The 18,544-nt window shown below is 55.8% G+C and carries 20 protein-coding genes; 16 read left to right on the plus strand and 4 right to left on the minus strand.

The annotated features are described in order from the left end of the window. Positions 1 to 71 precede the first annotated feature (71 nt). Positions 72 to 983, plus strand: coding sequence for an NADP-dependent oxidoreductase (locus tag KXG62_RS04545; protein WP_218090748.1), 912 nt, complete (start codon positions 72 to 74; stop codon positions 981 to 983). A gap of 222 nt (positions 984 to 1,205) precedes the next feature. Then, positions 1,206 to 2,585 carry an NADP-specific glutamate dehydrogenase gene (gene gdhA, locus KXG62_RS04550; RefSeq protein ID WP_218090749.1) on the plus strand — a complete coding sequence of 460 codons (1,380 nt, stop codon included), beginning with the start codon at positions 1,206 to 1,208 and terminating at the stop codon, positions 2,583 to 2,585. 97 nt (positions 2,586 to 2,682) lie between these two features. Here gdhA and KXG62_RS04555 read toward each other — a convergent pair whose 3' ends face one another. Beyond that, positions 2,683 to 3,636, minus strand: coding sequence for a carbohydrate kinase family protein (locus tag KXG62_RS04555; protein ID WP_218090750.1), 954 nt, complete (start codon positions 3,634 to 3,636; stop codon positions 2,683 to 2,685). A gap of 186 nt (positions 3,637 to 3,822) precedes the next feature. Between KXG62_RS04555 and KXG62_RS04560 the strand changes: the two genes are divergently transcribed. From KXG62_RS04560 to KXG62_RS04570, 3 genes are read left to right on the plus strand one after another with little or no spacing between them, the layout of a single operon-like run. Then, positions 3,823 to 4,314, plus strand: coding sequence for a CcdC protein domain-containing protein (locus KXG62_RS04560; protein WP_218090751.1), 492 nt, complete (start codon positions 3,823 to 3,825; stop codon positions 4,312 to 4,314). Positions 4,315 to 4,318: 4 nt separating this feature from the next. After that, positions 4,319 to 4,630, plus strand: a complete 312-nt coding sequence (locus KXG62_RS04565) for a hypothetical protein (RefSeq protein WP_218090752.1) — start codon at positions 4,319 to 4,321, stop codon at positions 4,628 to 4,630. Positions 4,631 to 4,671: 41 nt separating this feature from the next. Beyond that, on the plus strand, positions 4,672 to 5,418 hold the full coding sequence (locus KXG62_RS04570) for a hypothetical protein (RefSeq protein WP_218090753.1): 747 nt from the start codon (positions 4,672 to 4,674) through the stop codon (positions 5,416 to 5,418). Positions 5,419 to 5,511: 93 nt separating this feature from the next. Here KXG62_RS04570 and KXG62_RS04575 read toward each other — a convergent pair whose 3' ends face one another. Then, positions 5,512 to 6,423, minus strand: a complete 912-nt coding sequence (locus KXG62_RS04575; RefSeq protein ID WP_218090754.1) for a DNA-3-methyladenine glycosylase 2 — start codon at positions 6,421 to 6,423, stop codon at positions 5,512 to 5,514. A gap of 236 nt (positions 6,424 to 6,659) precedes the next feature. On the opposite strand from KXG62_RS04575, the gene KXG62_RS04580 reads away from it, so the two are divergent. Genes KXG62_RS04580 through KXG62_RS04590 form a run of 3 tightly spaced genes read left to right on the plus strand, consistent with a single transcriptional unit; the run spans position 6,660 to position 8,485 of the window. Beyond that, a complete protein-coding gene (locus KXG62_RS04580) occupies positions 6,660 to 7,244 on the plus strand; it encodes a bifunctional transcriptional activator/DNA repair enzyme AdaA (protein WP_218091021.1) in 585 nt (194 codons plus the stop codon). Then, positions 7,231 to 7,779: a methylated-DNA--[protein]-cysteine S-methyltransferase gene (locus KXG62_RS04585; protein ID WP_218090755.1), complete on the plus strand. Its 549-nt coding sequence runs from the start codon at positions 7,231 to 7,233 to the stop codon at positions 7,777 to 7,779. The genes KXG62_RS04580 and KXG62_RS04585 overlap by 14 nt, the downstream gene beginning before the upstream one ends. Further along, positions 7,772 to 8,485 carry a 2OG-Fe(II) oxygenase gene (locus tag KXG62_RS04590; RefSeq protein WP_218091022.1) on the plus strand — a complete coding sequence of 238 codons (714 nt, stop codon included), beginning with the start codon at positions 7,772 to 7,774 and terminating at the stop codon, positions 8,483 to 8,485. The genes KXG62_RS04585 and KXG62_RS04590 overlap by 8 nt, the downstream gene beginning before the upstream one ends. A gap of 171 nt (positions 8,486 to 8,656) precedes the next feature. On the opposite strand, the gene KXG62_RS04595 is transcribed toward KXG62_RS04590, so the two are convergent. Further along, complete coding sequence (locus tag KXG62_RS04595; RefSeq protein WP_343223431.1) at positions 8,657 to 9,022, minus strand: c-type cytochrome; 366 nt, start codon at positions 9,020 to 9,022, stop codon at positions 8,657 to 8,659. A gap of 147 nt (positions 9,023 to 9,169) precedes the next feature. Here KXG62_RS04595 and KXG62_RS04600 point away from each other — a divergent pair, with 147 nt between their 5' ends. From KXG62_RS04600 to KXG62_RS04625, 6 genes are all read left to right on the plus strand, one after another. Continuing rightward, a complete protein-coding gene (locus tag KXG62_RS04600; RefSeq protein ID WP_218090756.1) occupies positions 9,170 to 9,934 on the plus strand; it encodes a gluconate 2-dehydrogenase subunit 3 family protein in 765 nt (254 codons plus the stop codon). Positions 9,935 to 9,980: 46 nt separating this feature from the next. Further along, complete coding sequence (locus tag KXG62_RS04605; protein ID WP_218090757.1) at positions 9,981 to 11,705, plus strand: GMC family oxidoreductase; 1,725 nt, start codon at positions 9,981 to 9,983, stop codon at positions 11,703 to 11,705. A gap of 39 nt (positions 11,706 to 11,744) precedes the next feature. Beyond that, a complete protein-coding gene (gene tatC, locus KXG62_RS04610; RefSeq protein WP_218090758.1) occupies positions 11,745 to 12,473 on the plus strand; it encodes a twin-arginine translocase subunit TatC in 729 nt (242 codons plus the stop codon). Positions 12,474 to 12,506: 33 nt separating this feature from the next. Beyond that, positions 12,507 to 12,710: a twin-arginine translocase TatA/TatE family subunit gene (locus KXG62_RS04615; RefSeq protein ID WP_218090759.1), complete on the plus strand. Its 204-nt coding sequence runs from the start codon at positions 12,507 to 12,509 to the stop codon at positions 12,708 to 12,710. A 271-nt stretch (positions 12,711 to 12,981) separates the two neighbouring features. Next, positions 12,982 to 14,286 carry an ABC transporter substrate-binding protein gene (locus KXG62_RS04620; RefSeq protein WP_218090760.1) on the plus strand — a complete coding sequence of 435 codons (1,305 nt, stop codon included), beginning with the start codon at positions 12,982 to 12,984 and terminating at the stop codon, positions 14,284 to 14,286. Positions 14,287 to 14,582: 296 nt separating this feature from the next. Beyond that, entirely contained in the window at positions 14,583 to 14,792 is a 210-nt protein-coding gene (locus KXG62_RS04625; RefSeq protein ID WP_218090761.1) for a hypothetical protein, read from the plus strand. A 174-nt stretch (positions 14,793 to 14,966) separates the two neighbouring features. Here the strand turns inward: KXG62_RS04625 and KXG62_RS04630 are convergent, their stop codons facing one another. After that, on the minus strand, positions 14,967 to 15,836 hold the full coding sequence (locus tag KXG62_RS04630) for an AraC family transcriptional regulator (RefSeq protein WP_218090762.1): 870 nt from the start codon (positions 15,834 to 15,836) through the stop codon (positions 14,967 to 14,969). A gap of 207 nt (positions 15,837 to 16,043) precedes the next feature. Between KXG62_RS04630 and KXG62_RS04635 the strand changes: the two genes are divergently transcribed. Together KXG62_RS04635 and KXG62_RS04640 are read left to right on the plus strand one after the other, a co-directional pair. Beyond that, positions 16,044 to 16,973, plus strand: a complete 930-nt coding sequence (locus KXG62_RS04635; RefSeq protein ID WP_246627306.1) for a dihydrodipicolinate synthase family protein — start codon at positions 16,044 to 16,046, stop codon at positions 16,971 to 16,973. 49 nt (positions 16,974 to 17,022) lie between these two features. Next, a complete protein-coding gene (locus tag KXG62_RS04640; RefSeq protein ID WP_218090764.1) occupies positions 17,023 to 18,363 on the plus strand; it encodes an ABC transporter substrate-binding protein in 1,341 nt (446 codons plus the stop codon). Positions 18,364 to 18,544: the final 181 nt, after the last annotated feature.

Genomic DNA, 18,544 nt, shown 5'->3' on the forward strand with positions numbered 1-18,544 from the left:
TGGATCATCTCGTATACACTGGTTTTGTAATCAAAACAGCGATAACAAGGTTAGAAGGAGAGTGGGTTCAGATGAGAGCAGCGGCATTTTCTTCCTTTGGTCCTGCCGAGGTGTTGCAGGTGATGCGGTTTGCCGACCCGCAAGCCGGCCCGGGGCAAGTGAGGGTTCGCGTCAAGGCCGCCGGCGTTCAGCCGGTCGATACGGCGGTGCGCGGCGGCTGGAGCGGCAACGGCTTCCCCGTCCAATTTCCGCAAATTGTCGGTAATGAGTTTGCAGGCTTGGTAGACCAGATCGGCGAGGGCGTCACCGGCTTCGCGTTGGGCGCCGGGGTACTCGGCTGGTCGGTACTCGCATGCTATGCCGAGTATGTGGTTGTCGGCGTCGATCAGATCGCGCTCAAACCGGAGGGGATGTCTTGGCTTGAAGCCGGCGCCTTGAGCGCTTCCGGGCAAACGGCGCATACGGCGCTGGAAGAGCTGGGCGTGGGGGCCGGGGACAGACTGCTGGTGCACGCCGCCGCAGGCGGTGTCGGTACGATGGCGGTGCAGCTCGCCCATGCGGCGGGGGCGACTGTGATCGGCACGGCGAGTCCGCGCAATCACGATTATTTGCGGTCGCTCGGTGCAATTCCGGTTGCGTACGGCGAGGGGCTGGCCGCGCGGGTACGCGCCCTTGCTCCGGGCGGAGTCGACGCGGCGTTTGACGCGGTCGGTGGCGAAGCGCTCCGGGTGTCGGCGGAGCTGGTCGCGGACAAGGTGCGCATCGGCACGATCGTCGACTACGCTGCCGCCGAGAGGCTTGGCGTTCGAACGCTTCGCAGCAAGCGTTCGGTCCATAGGCTGAACGCGCTGCTGGATCTGTATGAGCAAGGAAAGCTAGGTGTCAGCATATGGAAATCGTTCCCGCTGGAGCGAGCGTCCGACGCGCACAAGGAAGTGGAGACCGGCCACGTGCGTGGCAAGGTCGTGCTGACGGTCGAGTAAAGGCGTCTTCCCATACGCCAGCAGTTTGAGTTCCGGGGGAGCCTGGGCATTGATAAATGTGTAAAAATAGGGTGGATTACTAGGTAAAACTCACGCATCGTGTAAAAAATTCTTGAAGCTTTGCGCGTATTGTGTAAAAATAAAACAAGTCGAATGGTTTTATTTAACTACATCAATAACGTAGCGCAAGAATTCATTTTACGAAGGTGGTAGGAAACACACATGAGCAATGTTCAAACGCTGAACACAGAAGAAACGGCAGCAAAAGAGTACGTACAGGAAGTCTACAACACGGTCGTTAAGCGCAATCCGAATGAAACTGAATTTCACCAAGCGGTCAAAGAAATTTTGGACTCTTTGGTCCCTATCGTTGCAAGACATCCGAAATACAGACAGCTGGGTGTTTTAGAGCGCCTCGTCGAACCGGAGCGCCTGGTTACGTTCCGTGTGCCGTGGGTGGATGATCAAGGCGTTGTTCGCGTAAATCGCGGCTTTCGCGTACAGTATAACAGCTCCATCGGCCCTTACAAAGGGGGACTGCGGTTCCACCCTTCCGTTAACGCGAGCATTATCAAGTTCCTCGGCTTCGAGCAGACATTCAAAAACTCGCTCACCGGCCAAGCGATCGGCGGAGGGAAAGGCGGCTCCGACTTTGACCCGAAAGGCAAGTCCGACGGGGAAATCATGCGGTTCACGCAAAGCTTCATGACGGAATTATACAAATATATCGGACCGGATACAGACGTGCCTGCAGGAGACATCGGCGTCGGCGCACGGGAAATCGGATTCATGTTCGGCCAGTACAAACGCATACGCAGCAGCTTTGAAGCCGGCGTCCTGACAGGCAAAGGCATCGGCTACGGCGGCAGCTTGGGCCGTACGGAAGCAACCGGCTACGGCTGCGTGTATTTCGTTAACGAGATGCTGAACTCCAGAGGGCTCAGCTTCGAGGGAAGCACCGTTGTCGTTTCCGGCTCCGGTAACGTGGCGATCTACGCGATCCAAAAAGCCGCTCAGCTCGGCGCGAGAGTAGTGGCTTGCAGCGATTCGAACGGCTACATTTACGATCCGAAAGGGATTGACCTTGAAACGGTGCGCCGCTTGAAAGAAGTGGAGAGAAAGCGCATCAGCGAGTATGTCACTGAACATCCGCATGCGGTTTACACCGAAGGCTGCCAAAACATTTGGTCGATCCCTTGCGATATCGCGCTTCCTTGCGCAACGCAAAATGAAATCGACGAAGAGTCGGCGAAGAAGCTTGTAGCCGGCGGGGTTCAAGCGATCGGTGAAGGTGCGAACATGCCTTCCACGCTGGAAGCGATCGAAGTATTCCTGAACGCGAACGTGCTGTTCGGACCGGCTAAGGCTGCGAATGCGGGCGGCGTGGCGGTATCCGCGCTGGAAATGTCGCAAAACAGCATGAGATATTCGTGGAACTTCCACGAGGTGGACGACAAGCTTCATCAGATTATGAAAAACATCTACAGAGAGTCCGTAGCTGCAGCAGAGGAATACGGACACCCGGGCAACCTCGTCGTTGGCGCCAACATCGCCGGCTTCAAGAAAGTTGCCGACGCGATGATCGCGCAAGGCGTCATCTAAGAAGTGCGATAGCAAGAAAAAGGAGAAGGGCCGTGCAATCTGGCCCTTCTCCTTTTTTTTGAACGATTCACAATCGTGCTTCAGTGCGGTGCGATTGTTATTTCACCAGCAGCGCTTGGAACACTTCGTCGTTGCGCGTTTTTTCCGCCAGCTCGCGGCAGTTGTTTTCCTTGGACTCGATCGTCCAGGCCGCTACCTTCGTACCGCATACGACCGCTTCGCTGAGCGGTAGACCGCGCACAAGGCCTGTCACCGTACCGGAGAAGAACGCGTCGCCGGCGCCGCTCGTGTCCACGAGCTGAACCGGGAACACCGGTTGATAACCGGATTGCTTCGTTCGGCGATCGTAATAGATCGAGCCTTCCGCGCCGAGGGTGACAACCATCGATTGAAGACCGATCGAATCGACATAGCCGGTTAACGCGGCGATTTTACCCTGAAGGTCCAGTTCGTTGAATGTATCGCCGATCAGCTTCTCGGCTTCGATGTTGTTGCATATAAAGCAGTCCAGCAGGTCAAGCAGCTCGCGGTGCTTGAGAATAATGTCGAGGTTGCCGGGAATGCCGTACACCGGCTTGTTCGATTGTTTGGCCAGCTCGAGGAAACGACGGGAGATCGGCTCCGTCAAGTCCAGCTCCAGCGCAAGATGGGAGGAACGTTTGACGATCTCTTCGCCGTGCTGCAGCACGTGGTTTTGCAATGCCATCAGGTTCGGCATTTGCGAGATGGATCCGACGAGATCACCGTTCTCATTAAGCACGGCGAGCCACATGCCCATGCCTTCGCTTGGAGTATGCAGCGCGTGATCGATGGAGACATTCGCCTCCTTCAACCGTTTCTTGATGTCTTCGCCGAGTGCGGATTCGTCCATTGTGGATACGAAGGAGGACGGAACGCCCAGATTCGCCAAATTTTCAACAACGTTGCGGCCTACGCCGCCGTGTACGAATTGAATGCTGCCGAGATTGCGGCCGAGCGGATTGTAATGTTGATGGGCAAAGCCTTTGCAATCGACAAAAATCGTGCCGATTACCGTGACGAGGGTTGTCATTCGATAAAATCTCCTTAAGGTTAATAGATTGATCTTGATAGTTTCATTATACATGGTACCTCCCCGGCCGTACAGATTGTTCCAGTGGCCGCCGGAATTTTGTTTTCGCGCCAATTCGTATATAATGAATGGTTGAGTACGGAATACTGGCCTTTTCGCATGACCGCCAAGAAAGGATGTGAGCGCATGAACACGGAAACGTTGGTCGGCTACGGCGTCGCCGCCGTCATCGTCGTTCTGGTCATTTGGCTGAGATCCCGCAGGAAGGAACGGCCGATCCGCAACAAAGGCTTCGGCATGCTCGTGCCCGTCGCTTTGCTGCTTGTCGTATTCGGCTTTTCGCTTCAATCGCTGACCCGTTTGCCGGATCACCCGTTTCACCTGCCGGCACTCTGGGAGCTGCTGTGCGCAGGCTTGCTCGGGATCGGGCTGGGCAGCATCATGCTGTACCATACCGGCTACGAGAAACGGGAGGACGGACTGGTTTACGCCAAGCGCAATAAAAATTTCAAATACGTAATCATTGCCGTCGTCGTTATCCGGGTCGCCTTGTCGCAGTACTTGAAAGGGCTGGAATATACGGAATTCACGGTGCTGACGATGGTGATGGCTTACTTGTACATTTGCGTATGGCGTGTCGGAAGCTTTGTCAAATACCGTCAGGTGAGGGCGAGGTGACAGGATGGATGCAGCAGTAAAGAAAGCGCTCGATACGGCGCTCGCGAACTGGGCGGCGATGGGCAAGGCGTCGCAAGAGGAGGCGGAGGGAACCGCCGACGGATTCGAGGCTTCATTCTACGCTTTCGTTGATACGTTTCGTGAGTGGGTCAACCGGCTGAAGCCGCGCCCGCAAACGATGGAGCAGCTTCTGGCTTTGCCCGAGGTATCGGAGCTAACAGAACGGCTCCCGGCGCCGCTCTATTTGAATTTCGAGACCGAAGCCGAATTCATACTTGAGCATGTCATTCGAGACGAGGAAGACAAATACGATTGACGCGGGTAAGCGCGATTCAATAATGGAGTGACCGTTACCAGGTGAGTTACCGATTTACATTAGACCATCACTATGAAGATTTGGCCAGCGGACGTGTATTGTACAATCAGCACGGCACAACGGCTTTTCCCGTGCGATTGGCCAGCGAAATCTTTTTGCGTGCCAAGCAGCACTTAACCCGTAAAGGAAATGCGGGGCCGTATCATCTGTACGATCCGTGCGGCGGCGGCGCGTATTTGCTGACGTCACTCGGATTTTTGCATGGCGAGGATCTTCGCGCAATGACCGCATCCGACACGAACCCCGCGGCGGTGTCGTTAGCCGCAAGAAATTTATCGCTGCTGACGCCCGAAGGGATGGAGCGGCGGATCGGCCAAATCCGCGAGCTGTACGAGCAATTCGGCAAAGCGTCGCATGAAGAGGCGCTGGAGAGCGCGAAGAGGCTCGCGTCGGTGGTAGAAGCGCGAAGCAAGCCTGTAGCGATCGACTGTTTCGAGGCGGACGCGACCAAGCCGATGGATCGACTGACAGGCAAGGCCGGCAAGCTGGATATGATCATAACCGATGTGCCTTACGGCAACGTCGTCGATTGGCAATCGGCTGCCGGCGATCCCGTCAATCAACTGCTGAGCCACATCATCCCGCTGCTCGCTCCGGTATCGCTCGTCGCGATCGTTTCGAGCAAGGAACAGAAAATATCGCATGACCGTTACGACCGGGTGGTCCACTGGAAGCTGGGCAAGCGCCGGGTTACACTGCTGGAGTTGAAATCGGAAAGCTCCTCTTAACAGGGAGGAGCTTTATTCCGCGTTTCCGCCTAGCTATTTAATTAACGCAAATATTAGTTAATATGATTAATGATTCGCATAGTTAATTTAAAATCAATACAAGCATCTCCACAAGTAAAACGTTGCGTACGCTTTCCATTCGCCCCAGGGCATGGACAGCTCCCGGATGCGCGCGATCGACGGTTTATGATCCAGCTCAAGAACATGCTTGATCGCATTGTGCAGTCCGACGTCGTCGATCGGGAAGGCGGCGGGCATGCGAAGGCAGCGCATGATCACGTAGTTGGCTGTCCACGGTCCGATCCCCCGAATCTTGACGAGCTGCTTCTCCACTGCCGCAAGGTCGCCTGCTTGCACCAAGCTTTGCTTGGAGAGCGAGCCTTCGGCCATGAGCCGGGCTACGCCGATCATGTACTCGGATTTTTTGCCTGTCAGCTGCAGACAGGTCAAATCGCCGGTTGACAGCTCCGCGATTCGCTGCGGTTCAGGGAACAACCAATGGCTCACTCCCTTGTATTCCTCGCGATCGCCGAATGCTTCGACAAACCGGCGCTTTAACGTGTAGGCAAACGTCAGATTGATCTGCTGCCCCATAATTCCCCAGCACAGCGCCTCGAACAAATCCGGAATCCCGATGATCCGCAGCCCGTAAAATTCATCCGCGACTTTGCATAGCAGCGGATCGGCGGCGGTCATATGGTAGAACGGCTCCAGGTCGGTGTCCAGATCAAACCAGTCCCGCACATAACGGATAACGGCATCGTTCAGTAGGTCCGACTGCGGGAGCGTAGGGTCTAAATAACGAATGACGAGTGTATCTTCGCGATCGCCGCTAATCTCGACGAGCGGGCTATGCGGCAGAGCCGGAATACGTTTATAGATGCGGCCGTTTTCGATATGAAACATGCATTCGTTGGCCGAACGCGACAGGTAACGCAAGTTTTCGTCGAAGCTGAACCGATTCGGCAGCGGGAGCTCCAGCATAGGTGTATTATTCATTGGCATGGTTCCTTTCCCAAGCAAACTCAACTCATCATAATCTATCTTTGTTGTATCACACAACTTGCCGGTCGGCTTTTGTAATCTTGCGCTTGTATTCGCAGCGCCTTACGTCATGCTCTAATCCGGGTTATACTTTCACTTGAGGTGATCTTCTCATGGCGCAAATGAACGGGCAAGGAAAAGCAGGACATCGGGTCGAGCCGGCCGCATCGGATAGCACGGATGTAGAAGCAGGCGGCATGACCGACGAAGCGTGGCAGGCGATCATCGGAAACGATGCGTCATACGATGGCATATTTTTTTACGCGGTCAAGACGACCGGTATTTTTTGCCGCCCGTCCTGCAAATCGAGAGTGCCGAATCAAACGAACGTACGCATATTTCGCAACGCTCGGCAAGCGCTCGAAGCGCAATTCCGCCCTTGCAAACGATGCAAGCCGGACGGTTTGCGGCTCCCGGACGAGGAATGGGTGGCCCAGATCGAGCAGTGGATTGAAGGGCATTATGGGGAGACACTGACGCTCGGCAAGGTGGCCGAGCTGTTCCATGGCAGCCCTTATCATCTGCATCGGACGTTCAAACGCGTTAAAGGGATTACGCTGGCCGAGCATATCCAGCAGACGCGAATCGGCCAAGCGATGACGGAGCTTCGGACAACCGCCCGTTCGATCATGGATATCGCTATTGCGGTTGGTATCCCGAATGCGGCGCATTTCGCCACCGTGTTTCAGAAGAAAACCGGTTTGACCCCGACACAATACCGGGAGCGCGCAGACCGGGCAATTAACGAATCGGATGGAGGGATGAGACATGAATCACACTGACGATCAGGTCCTATACTGGACACCTTTTGTCCATGGCGCATGGAACATGGCGATGGCGGCCACAGAGAACGGACTGTGCTACGTGGGCTCGGTCCATGGGACCGTGAATGAATTGGAACAATGGGCGAATACGAGGCTGCCCGGCCGGCGTCTTGTACGCGACGATCGGAGGATGCAGCCGTATGCGGTACAGTTCGCCGAATACTTCGACGGGGCGCGAACCGACTTTACGCTGCCGCTTGATCTTGTCGGCACGCCGTTTCACCGTTCCGTCTGGAATGCGGTGTACGAGATTGGCTACGGCCGCACGTATACGTACTCGGACATCGCGCAGCGTATCCGCAAGCCGGAAGCGGTTCGTGCCGTCGGCACCGCCATTGGGGCCAATCCGGTGCTGATCGCGGTGCCGTGCCACCGGGTTATCGGCAAGAACGGCAAATTGACCGGATATCGGGGCGGCCTGGAGATGAAGGCCGGGCTGCTGCAGCTGGAGCAAAGCTGCTCGCTTGCGCAATCCGGTGCTTCATATGATTAACGGCATCGACAAGCGCATAGACGCGCTGGACTGGGCTTCGCTGCATGAGGTGCTCGACGTGCAGGGATTTGCCGAAATTCCGGCATTGCTGCAGGAGAACGAATGCGCCTCGCTGCGGGCGATGTATGAGGAAGAAGCGCGGTTCCGCACGCGGATCGACATGGCCAGATACCGGTTCGGGATCGGGGAATACCGGTATTTTCAGGCGCCGCTGCCGCCGCTGATCCAGTCGCTGCGCGAGAGGCTGTATCCCGAGCTGGCGGTTGCGGCCAACCGTTGGCTGCTGCGTCTGGGGAAGGAAGCGAGCTATCCGGCCGACTTGCAGCCGTTTCTCGAGCAATGCCATCGTCACGGCCAGACGCGGCCGACGCCGCTGCTGTTGAAATATGAAGCAGGCGGGTATAACTGCCTGCATCAGGATATGTACGGGGACGTCTACTTTCCGTTCCAGGTCGTCTTCGCCTTGAAACGGCGGGACATCGATTACGCCGGAGGCGAATTTTTGCTCGTGGAGCAAAGGCCGCGGGCGCAGTCCCGAGGACATGCCCTTGCGATCGAGCAAGGGAGCGCGGTTATATTTCCGACGCAGCGCCGCCCTGTGTCCGGGACGCGCGGAACGTACCAGACGACGCTCCGTCACGGCGTGAGCACGGTGACATGGGGCACGCGCTTCAGCCTCGGCATCATCTTTCACGATGCCCAATAAGCAGCATGTAGCCCGTAAAATGCCATGCCCTCGTACCGATCAACGCATCATCAACGACCTATTGATGCTATCTTGCGCATATACCCCAAAAAACAACAGCGCTCTGCCGGATGAATCCATCGGATTCCGGCAGAGCGCTGTTCGTCTGTTTCCCTATTGCGGCATTGCGGCTTACTTCTTCGCGGCCAGCCAGTCGGCAACCGCGCCGAGTTCCGTATCGGACAGCCTGCCTTTGAAGCTAGGCATCGCGCCTTTACCGTTGCTCAGCAGCGTAGCGATCTGTTCTTTCGAATATTTGGAACCGGCTTTTTGCAAGTTCGGACCAACGCCGCCCTCCAGGTTGTTGCCGTGGCAGCTGATGCAGTTTTGTTTGTAGATTGCCTGGGCGTCGGCCGTAGCCGCACCTCCGGCTGTCCCGCCGCCGGTCGCTGCGCCTCCTTGATTGGCAGGCGGCGCTGTGTTCGTTTTGCCACAGGCGGATACGGACAAGCTCAGCGCGAACAGCAATGCAGCATAGACTACGGTTTTTCTCATCATGTGGTCTCCTCCATAGAACGCTGTTTGACAATTAGATTGCCCCCGCCCTTGAATTTTCATGCATAGGAAATCTCATACAGTAACACAATACAAATACCCGGTAGAGTCGGGATTTATTCTCGTAACGACGAAGGAGGAACGAGGAACATGGCAGAACGAAACACGGAACAACCGCCGGACCGGTCGAGACGCCGATTTTTGAAATATTCGGGAGCGGCGATCGGCGGCGCGGTTGTAGGCGGAGGCATCGTCGGCGCACTGACCGGCGGCTTCGGCAAAAAACCGGCTGCGCCCGCAGCGCCGGAACCGGCCAAGCCGGTCGCGGATTTCAACAAAGCGCCGATGTTTTTCACGCAATCGCAGCTCCAGATTACGGAAGCGGCCGCCGAACGCATATTTCCGAAGGACGAGAACGGACCTGGCGCGGCGGAGCTCGGCGTCGCATTTTATATCGATCACCAGCTCGCGAGCCCTTACGGGGTGAATGCGCGCGAGTATCGGACGGGGCCATTTGTCCGCGGAGAAGCGACACAGGGAGATTACCAGAGCATTTTGCGCCATGAAGTGTTCACGATGGGGCTGCAGGCGCTGGATGACGCAAGCAACAAAAAACATCAGAAGACGTTCATCGATTTGGCCGATGAGGAGAAGGACGCGATTCTCGGTTCCATGGAGAAGGGCGAGATTATGGTCGTCAACGGCATTACAGGCAAAACCTTCTTCAATCTGCTGCGCATGATGACGATTGAAGGGGCCTATTCCGATCCGGTATACGGCGGCAACAAAAACATGGAAGGCTGGAAAATGCGCAAATATCCGGGCAACCAGATGAGCTTTACGAACATTATGGCGGAAGACAAGTTCGTTGCGATGGAACCGCGCAGCCTGCATGACCATTTCGCTACGCATTGATCGCCTGGCTTCACCTGAAAATCATCGATAAAGAAGGGAAATGCGCATGGCTACGAAAATGCCGAAAGTGCCCGTTGTCATCGTTGGCATGGGATGGATCGGGGGCATTATTGCCGCTGAACTGACAAAGCAGGGAATTAAGGTTCTCGGACTGGAACGCGGGAAACCGCGGGGGACAAAAGATTATTACATGGTGCATGACGAGCTGCGCTATGCCCAGCGCTATGATTTGATGCAGGATCTGTCGAAGGAGACGATCACGTTCCGCAACACGGAAAAGCTGACAGCCGTTCCGATGCGCCAATACGGCTCCTTCCTCCTTGGCGAGGGCTTAGGCGGAGCGGGCATTCACTGGAACGGGCAGACGCTCCGTTTTTTGCCCTATGATTTTGAAATTTACAGTAAGACCGTCGAACGGTATGGAAAAAAGAAAATACCGGACGGCATGCAGATTCAGGATTGGGGCATTACATACGACCAGATCGAGCCGTATTTCGATAAGTTCGAGAAGATGGCCGGCATTTCCGGAGACCAGGAGCAGAACCCGCTCGTAGGCAAACGGTCCGCGCCGTTCCCGACGAAGCCGATGATCAAGACGCCGGCGCTCAAGCTGTTCGAGGATGCGGCGAAGAAGCTCGGTTATCATCCGTATATGATGCCGTCGGCCAACTTGTCGGAGCAGTATACGAACCCGGACGGCATCACCCGCGCGGCCTGTCAATACTGCGGCTATTGCGAGCGGTTCGGCTGTGAATACGGCGCCAAAGCCGATCCGGTCGTCACCGTGCTGCCGGTGGCGGAGAAGACGGGCAATCTGGAGCTGCGCTCCTATTCAAACGTAACCCGTGTGATACACGACGGGAAAAAAGCATCCGGTGTCGTTTATGTGAACACGGTGACCGGCGAAGAATTCGAGCAGCCGGCCGACGTCGTCATTATGGCCAGCTACGTATTCAACAATGCCCGCTTGCTGCTGACGTCCAAGCTGGGCAAGCCGTATGATCCTGCGACCGGTACAGGCGTCATCGGCAAAAACTACGCCTATCAGACGAACGGCGGAGCGGCCACCGGATTTTTCGACGAGAAGCAGTTCAACATGTACGCCGGTGCCGGCTCGCTCGGGATGGAAGTCCCCGATTTCAACGGGGACAACTTCGACCATTCGAACCTGAACTTCATTCACGGGGCGGGGATTCGTATTTCGCAAACCGGCCAGCGGCCGATCGGAACCAACTCGGTGCCGGCAGGGACACCGTCGTGGGGTAAGGAATTCAAGAAAGCCTCGCTGAAATACGCCTACAGCGTCCTTTCAGTGTCGCCGCAGGGCAGCAGTATGCCGTGGAGGCATCATTATCTCGATCTGGATCCGACATACAAAGATGCGTACGGCTTGCCGCTCATTCGAATTACGTTCGACTTCGAGGATCAGGACCGCGAAATGATCAAGTTCGTAGCGGGCAAGTCGGCGGAGATCATGAAGGGGATGGGCCCGACCAAGATGGGCTCAAGCGACCAGCTCGGTCCTTACAATATTGTGCCGTATCAATCGACGCACAATACCGGCGGCGTCATCATGGGAGCGGATCCGTCCACCTCGGCGGTCAATTCGTATTTGCAAATGTGGGATGCGGAGAACGTATTTGTCGTCGGCGCCTCCGCGTTCCCGCATAACAGCGGCTACAACCCGACGGCTGTTGTCGGCGCGCTGTCGTACCGGGCGGCGGAAGGCATTGCCAAATACATCAAGCAGGGAAGCGGCATGGTGGTGTAACGCATCGGCCGTTATCCGCGTCGCGGGAAGGAGGACGGAATGGAACAGGATGACTGGATCTTGCATTTGACGGAAGTGCGCAAGCGGCTGGCGGTGACCGCCGGCTGGTTCGTGGCGACGCTGTGCGTCGGCCTCTACGTATCGCCGGGCATACTGCGTTACGTCAAATCGCAGCGGGCGGCGGCGGACGTCGAGTGGAACGTCTTTTCATTTACGGACGGGCTGATGATCTATATGAAGTGCGCGCTGCTCTTTGCGGTGTTGTTCACATTGCCCGTCCTGCTGTATCAGCTGTGGGCATTCGTCAAGCCGGGACTGACGGAGTCGGAAGCGCGGGGCACGCTGCCGTACATTCCCGCCGCTTTCGCGCTCTTCTTGTCCGGTGTGGCGTTCAGCTATCTCGTCGTATTCCCGATGATGCTGCGGTTCATGAAAAAAATGAATCAATCGATCGGCGCCGTCGAAACGTACGGGATCGACCGGTACTTTTCGTTTCTGTTCGATATCGTCTTCCCGATGGCGATCGCGTTCGAGCTGCCGGTTGTCATGCTGTTTTTGACCCGAATCGGACTGCTCACACCGGAACGGATTCGCAAGACGAGGAAATACGCTTACGTTGGCCTGGCGATTACAGGCTCTTGCATTTCACCGCCCGACATGGTATCCCATCTGTCGGTCACGATTCCGCTCATCCTGCTGTTCGAGCTGAGCGTAGCCGTATCCGGCAGGCAGTGGCGGGTAATGCAGCAAACCGTTCCGAACCGCTGACGGTTTACATTACGCGGAAGGAGGTGGATTCTGATGTTCAACAATATTGGTGTTTCCGGACTGCTCTTGATTCTGGCGATCGCTTTGATCGTCTTCGGGCCGTCCAAGCTGCCGCAGCTCGGGCGCGCGTTCGGCGATACGCTTCGCGAATTCCGCAATTCTACACGCGGCATCGTCGAAGAGAACGAGCAGGCGGACAATCCGTCCGCTGTCACGGAAGTAAAGAAGCTGCTGTAACGTTCCGCCGGAAAGCAGCCGAAGGCAAGAGGCTTTTCCATCGCTGTAAGACAGCGGGGAAAGGCCTCTTCTTGTTGGAGGCCGATGACGACACCACGCCGAATCCGCAACCGCAGAGCATAAAATTTGAAATATTCCCGCTAAAAAATGAAATATATGGATATTTCATGGCGAGTACAATCATGGTAAATGATGAATGTAAGCCCTTTCGTCATGAGCAGTCATTCTGAAATTTACGCGGCGCGAAGCTGCGTAGAGGCAATGGGGGAATATGATGGGAAATCTGTGGAAAGCAAGCATAGCGGCAGCGGTGCTGTCCGGCGTACTCTCCGGCTGTGCGGGAGGAGCGGGGGGAGGAACAGCGGCCGGCACGGCTCCGCCGGAGGTGAAGGCCGAACCGATGAAGCCGGTCACGCTTCAATTGTTTCAGCACCAGACGCTGCTGACGCAGGAGGATTTCAACCTCTTGATCGCCGAGCCGGTGAAGAAGAAATACCCGCATATTACAATTACACTCGGCAAAGATACGAACATTGAGAAAGCCGTCACTGCGGGGGAGCAGATCGATCTGATCGCGATGTGGAACGGCAATATTCCTTCCTTCCAAGACCTCGGCTTGTACGAAGACATGACGCCGCTGTTGAATAAACACAAATTCGATTTGAGCCGCTTCGAACCGGCGGCGCTCGAGACGATCCGCAGCATGTCCGACAAAGGGGAACTGTATGCGCTCCCATATGCGCAGCAGTTCAATGCGCTTTATTACAACAAAGACGTGTTCGAGAAATTCGGCGTGGCGTATCCGCAGGACGGCATGACGTGGGAGGACGCGATCGAGCTGGGCAAGAAGGTGACCCGTCTCGACAACGGCGTGCAGTACCGGGGACTCGACCCCGATCATTTGACCCGCATCCTGTTCCCGATGTCCCTTAATTTAATTGACCTCAAGACGGCCAAATCGCAGGTGACAAGCGATCCTTACCGCAAAGTGTTCGAGACGGGCAAGGCGATTTATGCGATCCCGGGCAATAAACCGGCCAATCTGAAGCAGAGCGCCATTACCGCGTTCATGAAGGAGAAGAACGTCGGCATGCTGGCGACGATCAACATCTTCAACAATTTGAAGCAGTACCCGGATTTGAACTGGGACGTCGCCCAGTTCCCGAGCTATAAGGAACGGCCGAATCAATACGGCATGTACGATCTGCACACGATGCTCATATCCAAATCGAGCGCGAACAAAGACGACGCCATGCGCGTGCTGGAGGTGCTTTTTTCGAACGAGGTGCAGCTGATCAGCAGCAAGAAGACGGCCCGCCTGTCGATGCTGCAGGACCCTGAATACCGCAAAGTATTCGGACAAGACATTTTTTACCTGCAAGGCAAACGCATCCAGAGCATCTTCAAGAGCAAATCCCCGGCCAGCCCGGCGTTCTCTCCTTATTATGCCAAGTCGATCGACATGGCCCGCGATCTGTTCATCGACTACGTCAACGACAAGATGGACGTCAATACCGCGCTTCGAACGCTGGACGAGAAAATTACGCAATATATCGAAACGGAGAAAAAGAAGTGACGCACGGAAGCGCTGCGGCTTAAGGAGATCGGAGAACCGGATGTTGTGTTGAGGGAGGGGTAACGCTCTGAATTATTCGATTGAGGCTGTTATAATGCTTTTTGGCTATCTTTGGCTTAAAATTAATTCGTATAGGGCCATTAACAGTTCAATTGACCGTATTAGGAACCACGATCTTGTTTATCGGGGAAGCGTTTTTGTGTAATTATTTGCATTCATCAAGGTTTATCCCGATCCCATGAACGCCGCTGTCGCCGCTAAAGGACCCGAAGTTTAAGGAAGCTTACGGCGCGGATATGCCGCTGCTGCAGGGCAAGCGGATTCAGAGCATCTTCAAGAGCAGCAGCGCCAAAGGAACGACGTATTCCAAATATGATTTGGAAGCCCGCAAGCTGGTGGACGCGGAATACAAAAACGATTTGGCCGGCAAAAACGATGTCAATACTGCGCTTCGAACCGCGGAGGAAAAAATTAGCCAATATGTAGCGCAGCAGGAGAAAAAATAAAAGCAGCTTCAAGAGCAGTCTGACCAGGGGTGTCGGACTGCTCTTGTTATTGTGTCGAGCCCCGGGCCGGAATCTCGGCAGACCGAGACATGCGTTCCTAAGGCTAAGACAGACGTTCCATGGCCCCGGACCGGCTGCGCCGTTGTTCGTTCCGCGAACGGACTTCTTGCTGCTTCACGCTTTGCGCCGCTGCTCCCTGTATTCGCGAGGTGTAATGCCCTTAATGCGTAAAAACACGCGGGAGAACGTCGGATAGGAGGAGAAGCCCGATTCGAAGGCTACCTGCGTAATCGGCATGTCGGAAGTAATGAGCAGACTGCATGCGTGGCGAATCCGCAGCTCGTGCAAAAAGTCGACGAAATGAATGCCGTACTGCTCGCCGAACAGCTTGCTTAGATGGGCCGGGTGAATTTGGAACCGTTCCGACAGCATCGTCAGCGTCAGCGGATCCAGGTAATGGTTATGCACATATTGGACGAGCGGCCATAAGCTTTTTGTTTTTTTGTAAGCTTTGCCGTCATGCGGCCGGCTTTGCTTGGAGGCGATGCCGCTGGCGCGGGCAAATAGTGTGAGCGCTTCCAGAAGCAGCGCTTTTAGTAAAATCGGTTTCCATGGCAAGGAACCGCCGTATTCTCTGTACAGGTTATCCCAGATCCGCTTCCCTTCGGCGTAATCGTCTCCCTCGAGCTGCACGTAGGCCGCCTGCTGGTTATCCCGCCCGAGGATGAGATCGCGCAAGCCCCAGCCCGATTCCGCGCCTTCGGTAAGCAGTTCCATATTGAAATTGCAAATATACATCAGCAGCGAGTCGCCTGTTTGAGCGCGATACTGATGGATTTGGTACGGCAGCAGAAGCACCAGCGTCCCGGGAAGCATGACATGCTCGGCGCCGTTAATGAATTCGCTTCCTGTTCCTTCCAGAACAAACGACAATTCGATAAAATCGTGCCGATGGGGCGGAACGGACGTATACCGCTTCTGCTTCATATAGAACGGGAAGTCGGTATCCATGTTCGGGTATTCAAATAAATATTGCGGATACATCGGCATGCTTCCTTTCGTATGGTGGATGGTCAAATTATACATGGAAACCTTGCCGGAGATAAGTAAAAATTTGAAATATTTGCGTTAAAAAATGAAATATCTGTTCTGCCGTAAGGGGTTACAATCGGTTTGAAGCAAAGGGATGCAAGCTTATTCGCGGGAAACGGCCGACAGGCAATGCGGGGAGGTGAAAACATAGTGAAACCGATGCAAGCGCATGAGATTGCCGGGAATTGGGGGACGGTGATGCTGCCGATTCGAGAGGACGATTCGATCGACTTCGTCCGGCTCGAGCAGCTTGTCGACCGGATGGCGGCGCTCGGACTGAATGGGATTTATACGAACGGCACGGCCGGCGAATTTTATACCCAGAGCGAGGAAGAGTTCATACGCGTGAGCGAATTGACGGCGGACCGCTGTCACCGTTACGGAATGCCGTTTCAAATCGGGGCGAGCCACATGAGCCCCCAGCTGTCGCTGGAGCGCATCAAGCGAGCGGCGGCTTACCGGCCCAGCGCGATTCAGGTCGTTCTCTCCGACTGGTTTCCGCTCCAGGACGACGAAGCGGCCGATTGTTTGAAGCGCATGGCCGAAGCGGCGGACGGCATCGGGCTTGTACTGTACAATCCGCCGCATGCGAAGCGGGTGCTGACGCCCGAGGCATACGGCAAGCTGAAGAAAGAAGTGCCCGGTCTTGTCGGCATCAAATGCGCCGGGGGAGACGCGGCGTGGTATGCGGCCATGAAGGAGTATGCGCATGGAATATCGATTTTCGTTCCGGGCCATCATCTAGCCACGGGCATAGCTCTCGGAGCGCATGGCGCTTACTCGAATGTTGCATGTCTCCAGCCGCTCGGGGCGCAGCGATGGTACGATACGATGCTGACCGATTTGCCGAAGGCGTTGGAGCTGGAATCGCGCATTCAGCGGTTTATGGCGAATCATATTGCGCCGTTCATCATGCAGCATGGATATTGCAACGCCGCCTGCGACAAGCTGATGTCCGTCATCGGCGGAGTAGCCGATGTCGGCTGCCGCATGCGCTGGCCGTATCGCAGCATTCCGGCGTCGGAAGCGGAGCGGCTGCGGCCGGTCGCATGCGAGCTTATACCGGAGATTATGAACGCATCCGCGTAGACGGCGGATAGCTGTGAAGGCTGGAAAGAAGACAGGGGGGTCAACCGATTTGAGAGGAATCAAGAATAAGGCTTCAAGTAAAGTATGCATGCTCGGTGCGCTTTCGCTCGCGATTGCAGCGTTGTCCGGGTGCGCCGGAGGTCAAGGAAAACCGGACGGCCCCGCGGCTGAGGCTCCGCCCCAACCGTCGCCGCAGCAGAGCACGGCACCGGTCACGCTGAAATTGGCCATCAGCAAAGGCTGGCTCGGCAAGGGCGAGCTGGAGAAATATATGATCGATCCATTGAAGAAGAAATATCCGCATATCACGCTTGAAATCATTGATACCGGGGCGAAGGAGACGACGCTCGAGAAGCTGGCGATCGCCGGGCAGACGCCGGATCTGGTCATGACGGCCAATCCGCTTATTCACCGGATTACGACGGTCGACTTTCACGACAACATGGAGCCGCTCATCAAGAAGCACGGCTTCGATCTTTCCAAGCTGAACAAGGTCGCCGTCGATTCGGTCAAAATCGCAAGCGGCTTCGATTACTTGATCGGCATACCGTGGACGATGCACTTCGACGCGCTGTATTATAACAAAGACCTGTTTGACCGGTTCGGCGTGGCGTACCCGAAGGACGGAATGCTGTGGGACGATGCGGTAGCCTTGGCCCGAAAGCTGACGCGCGAGGACGGCGGTGTCAAATACCGCGGGCTGGAGCCGGATTATTCGTTCCGGGTGGCGTCGGTGCTGGGGCTCGGCATGGTCGATGCCAAAACGGAACGCGCCACGATCAACAACGACGGCTGGAAAAAAGTGTTCGAACTGCTGAAAGCGGTTTACGCCATTCCCGGCAACGGAGAATACAAGCTCGGCGCCGCGGCGGAAACGCAATTTTTCAAGCAGCGCAATCTGGCGATGCTGCCCGGGCTGAACCGGCTGCCGCTGTTCAAAGACGCGGAAGGGCTGAACTGGGATATGGTGCAGTATCCGCAGTTCAAGGAAGCGCCGAACACATCGATGGGCGTGGACGAATGGATTCTCCACGTGACCAAGCAGAGCAAGTATAAGGATCAGGCGTTCCAGGTGATCGCCACGGTGTTGTCCGAAGAAGTGCAGCTTGATATGGCACGCAACGCCCGGTTCCCAGTGCTTACCGGCAAGACGGTCGAGGAGCAGTTCGGGAAAGAAGTGGCGTACCTGCAAGGCAAACATTTGAAGGCGGCTTTCTTGTCCCAGCCGGCCAAACCGAGCCCCGTGACGAAATACGGGGAGGAAGCGCAGAAGGTGATGGGCGGTCCGGCCATCGGACCGGTAGTCAAGGGCGAGAAAGATATCAATACGGCGCTTCGCGACGCCGAAGAAACGCTCAATAAAGCGATCGATCAGATGAAAGCGAAGTAGAGCGGCGGACAGACGTTCGAGATGCAGCACCGCGGCTTCCTTCGGGAACGGGAAGGCTCAGGGCGCTGCACGCGAGAATACGAAAGGAGGAGCCGTATGCGGTTGTCCCGTTATCGGGTTAAAGCCATAGGGGGCGCCATCGCTGCAGCCGTACTGGTGTTATTGTTGATTGTCATGTTAC

The sequence above is a fragment of the Paenibacillus solanacearum genome (genome assembly GCF_910593845.1).
GTDB classification, from domain to species: Bacteria; Bacillota; Bacilli; order Paenibacillales; family NBRC-103111; genus Paenibacillus_G; species Paenibacillus_G solanacearum.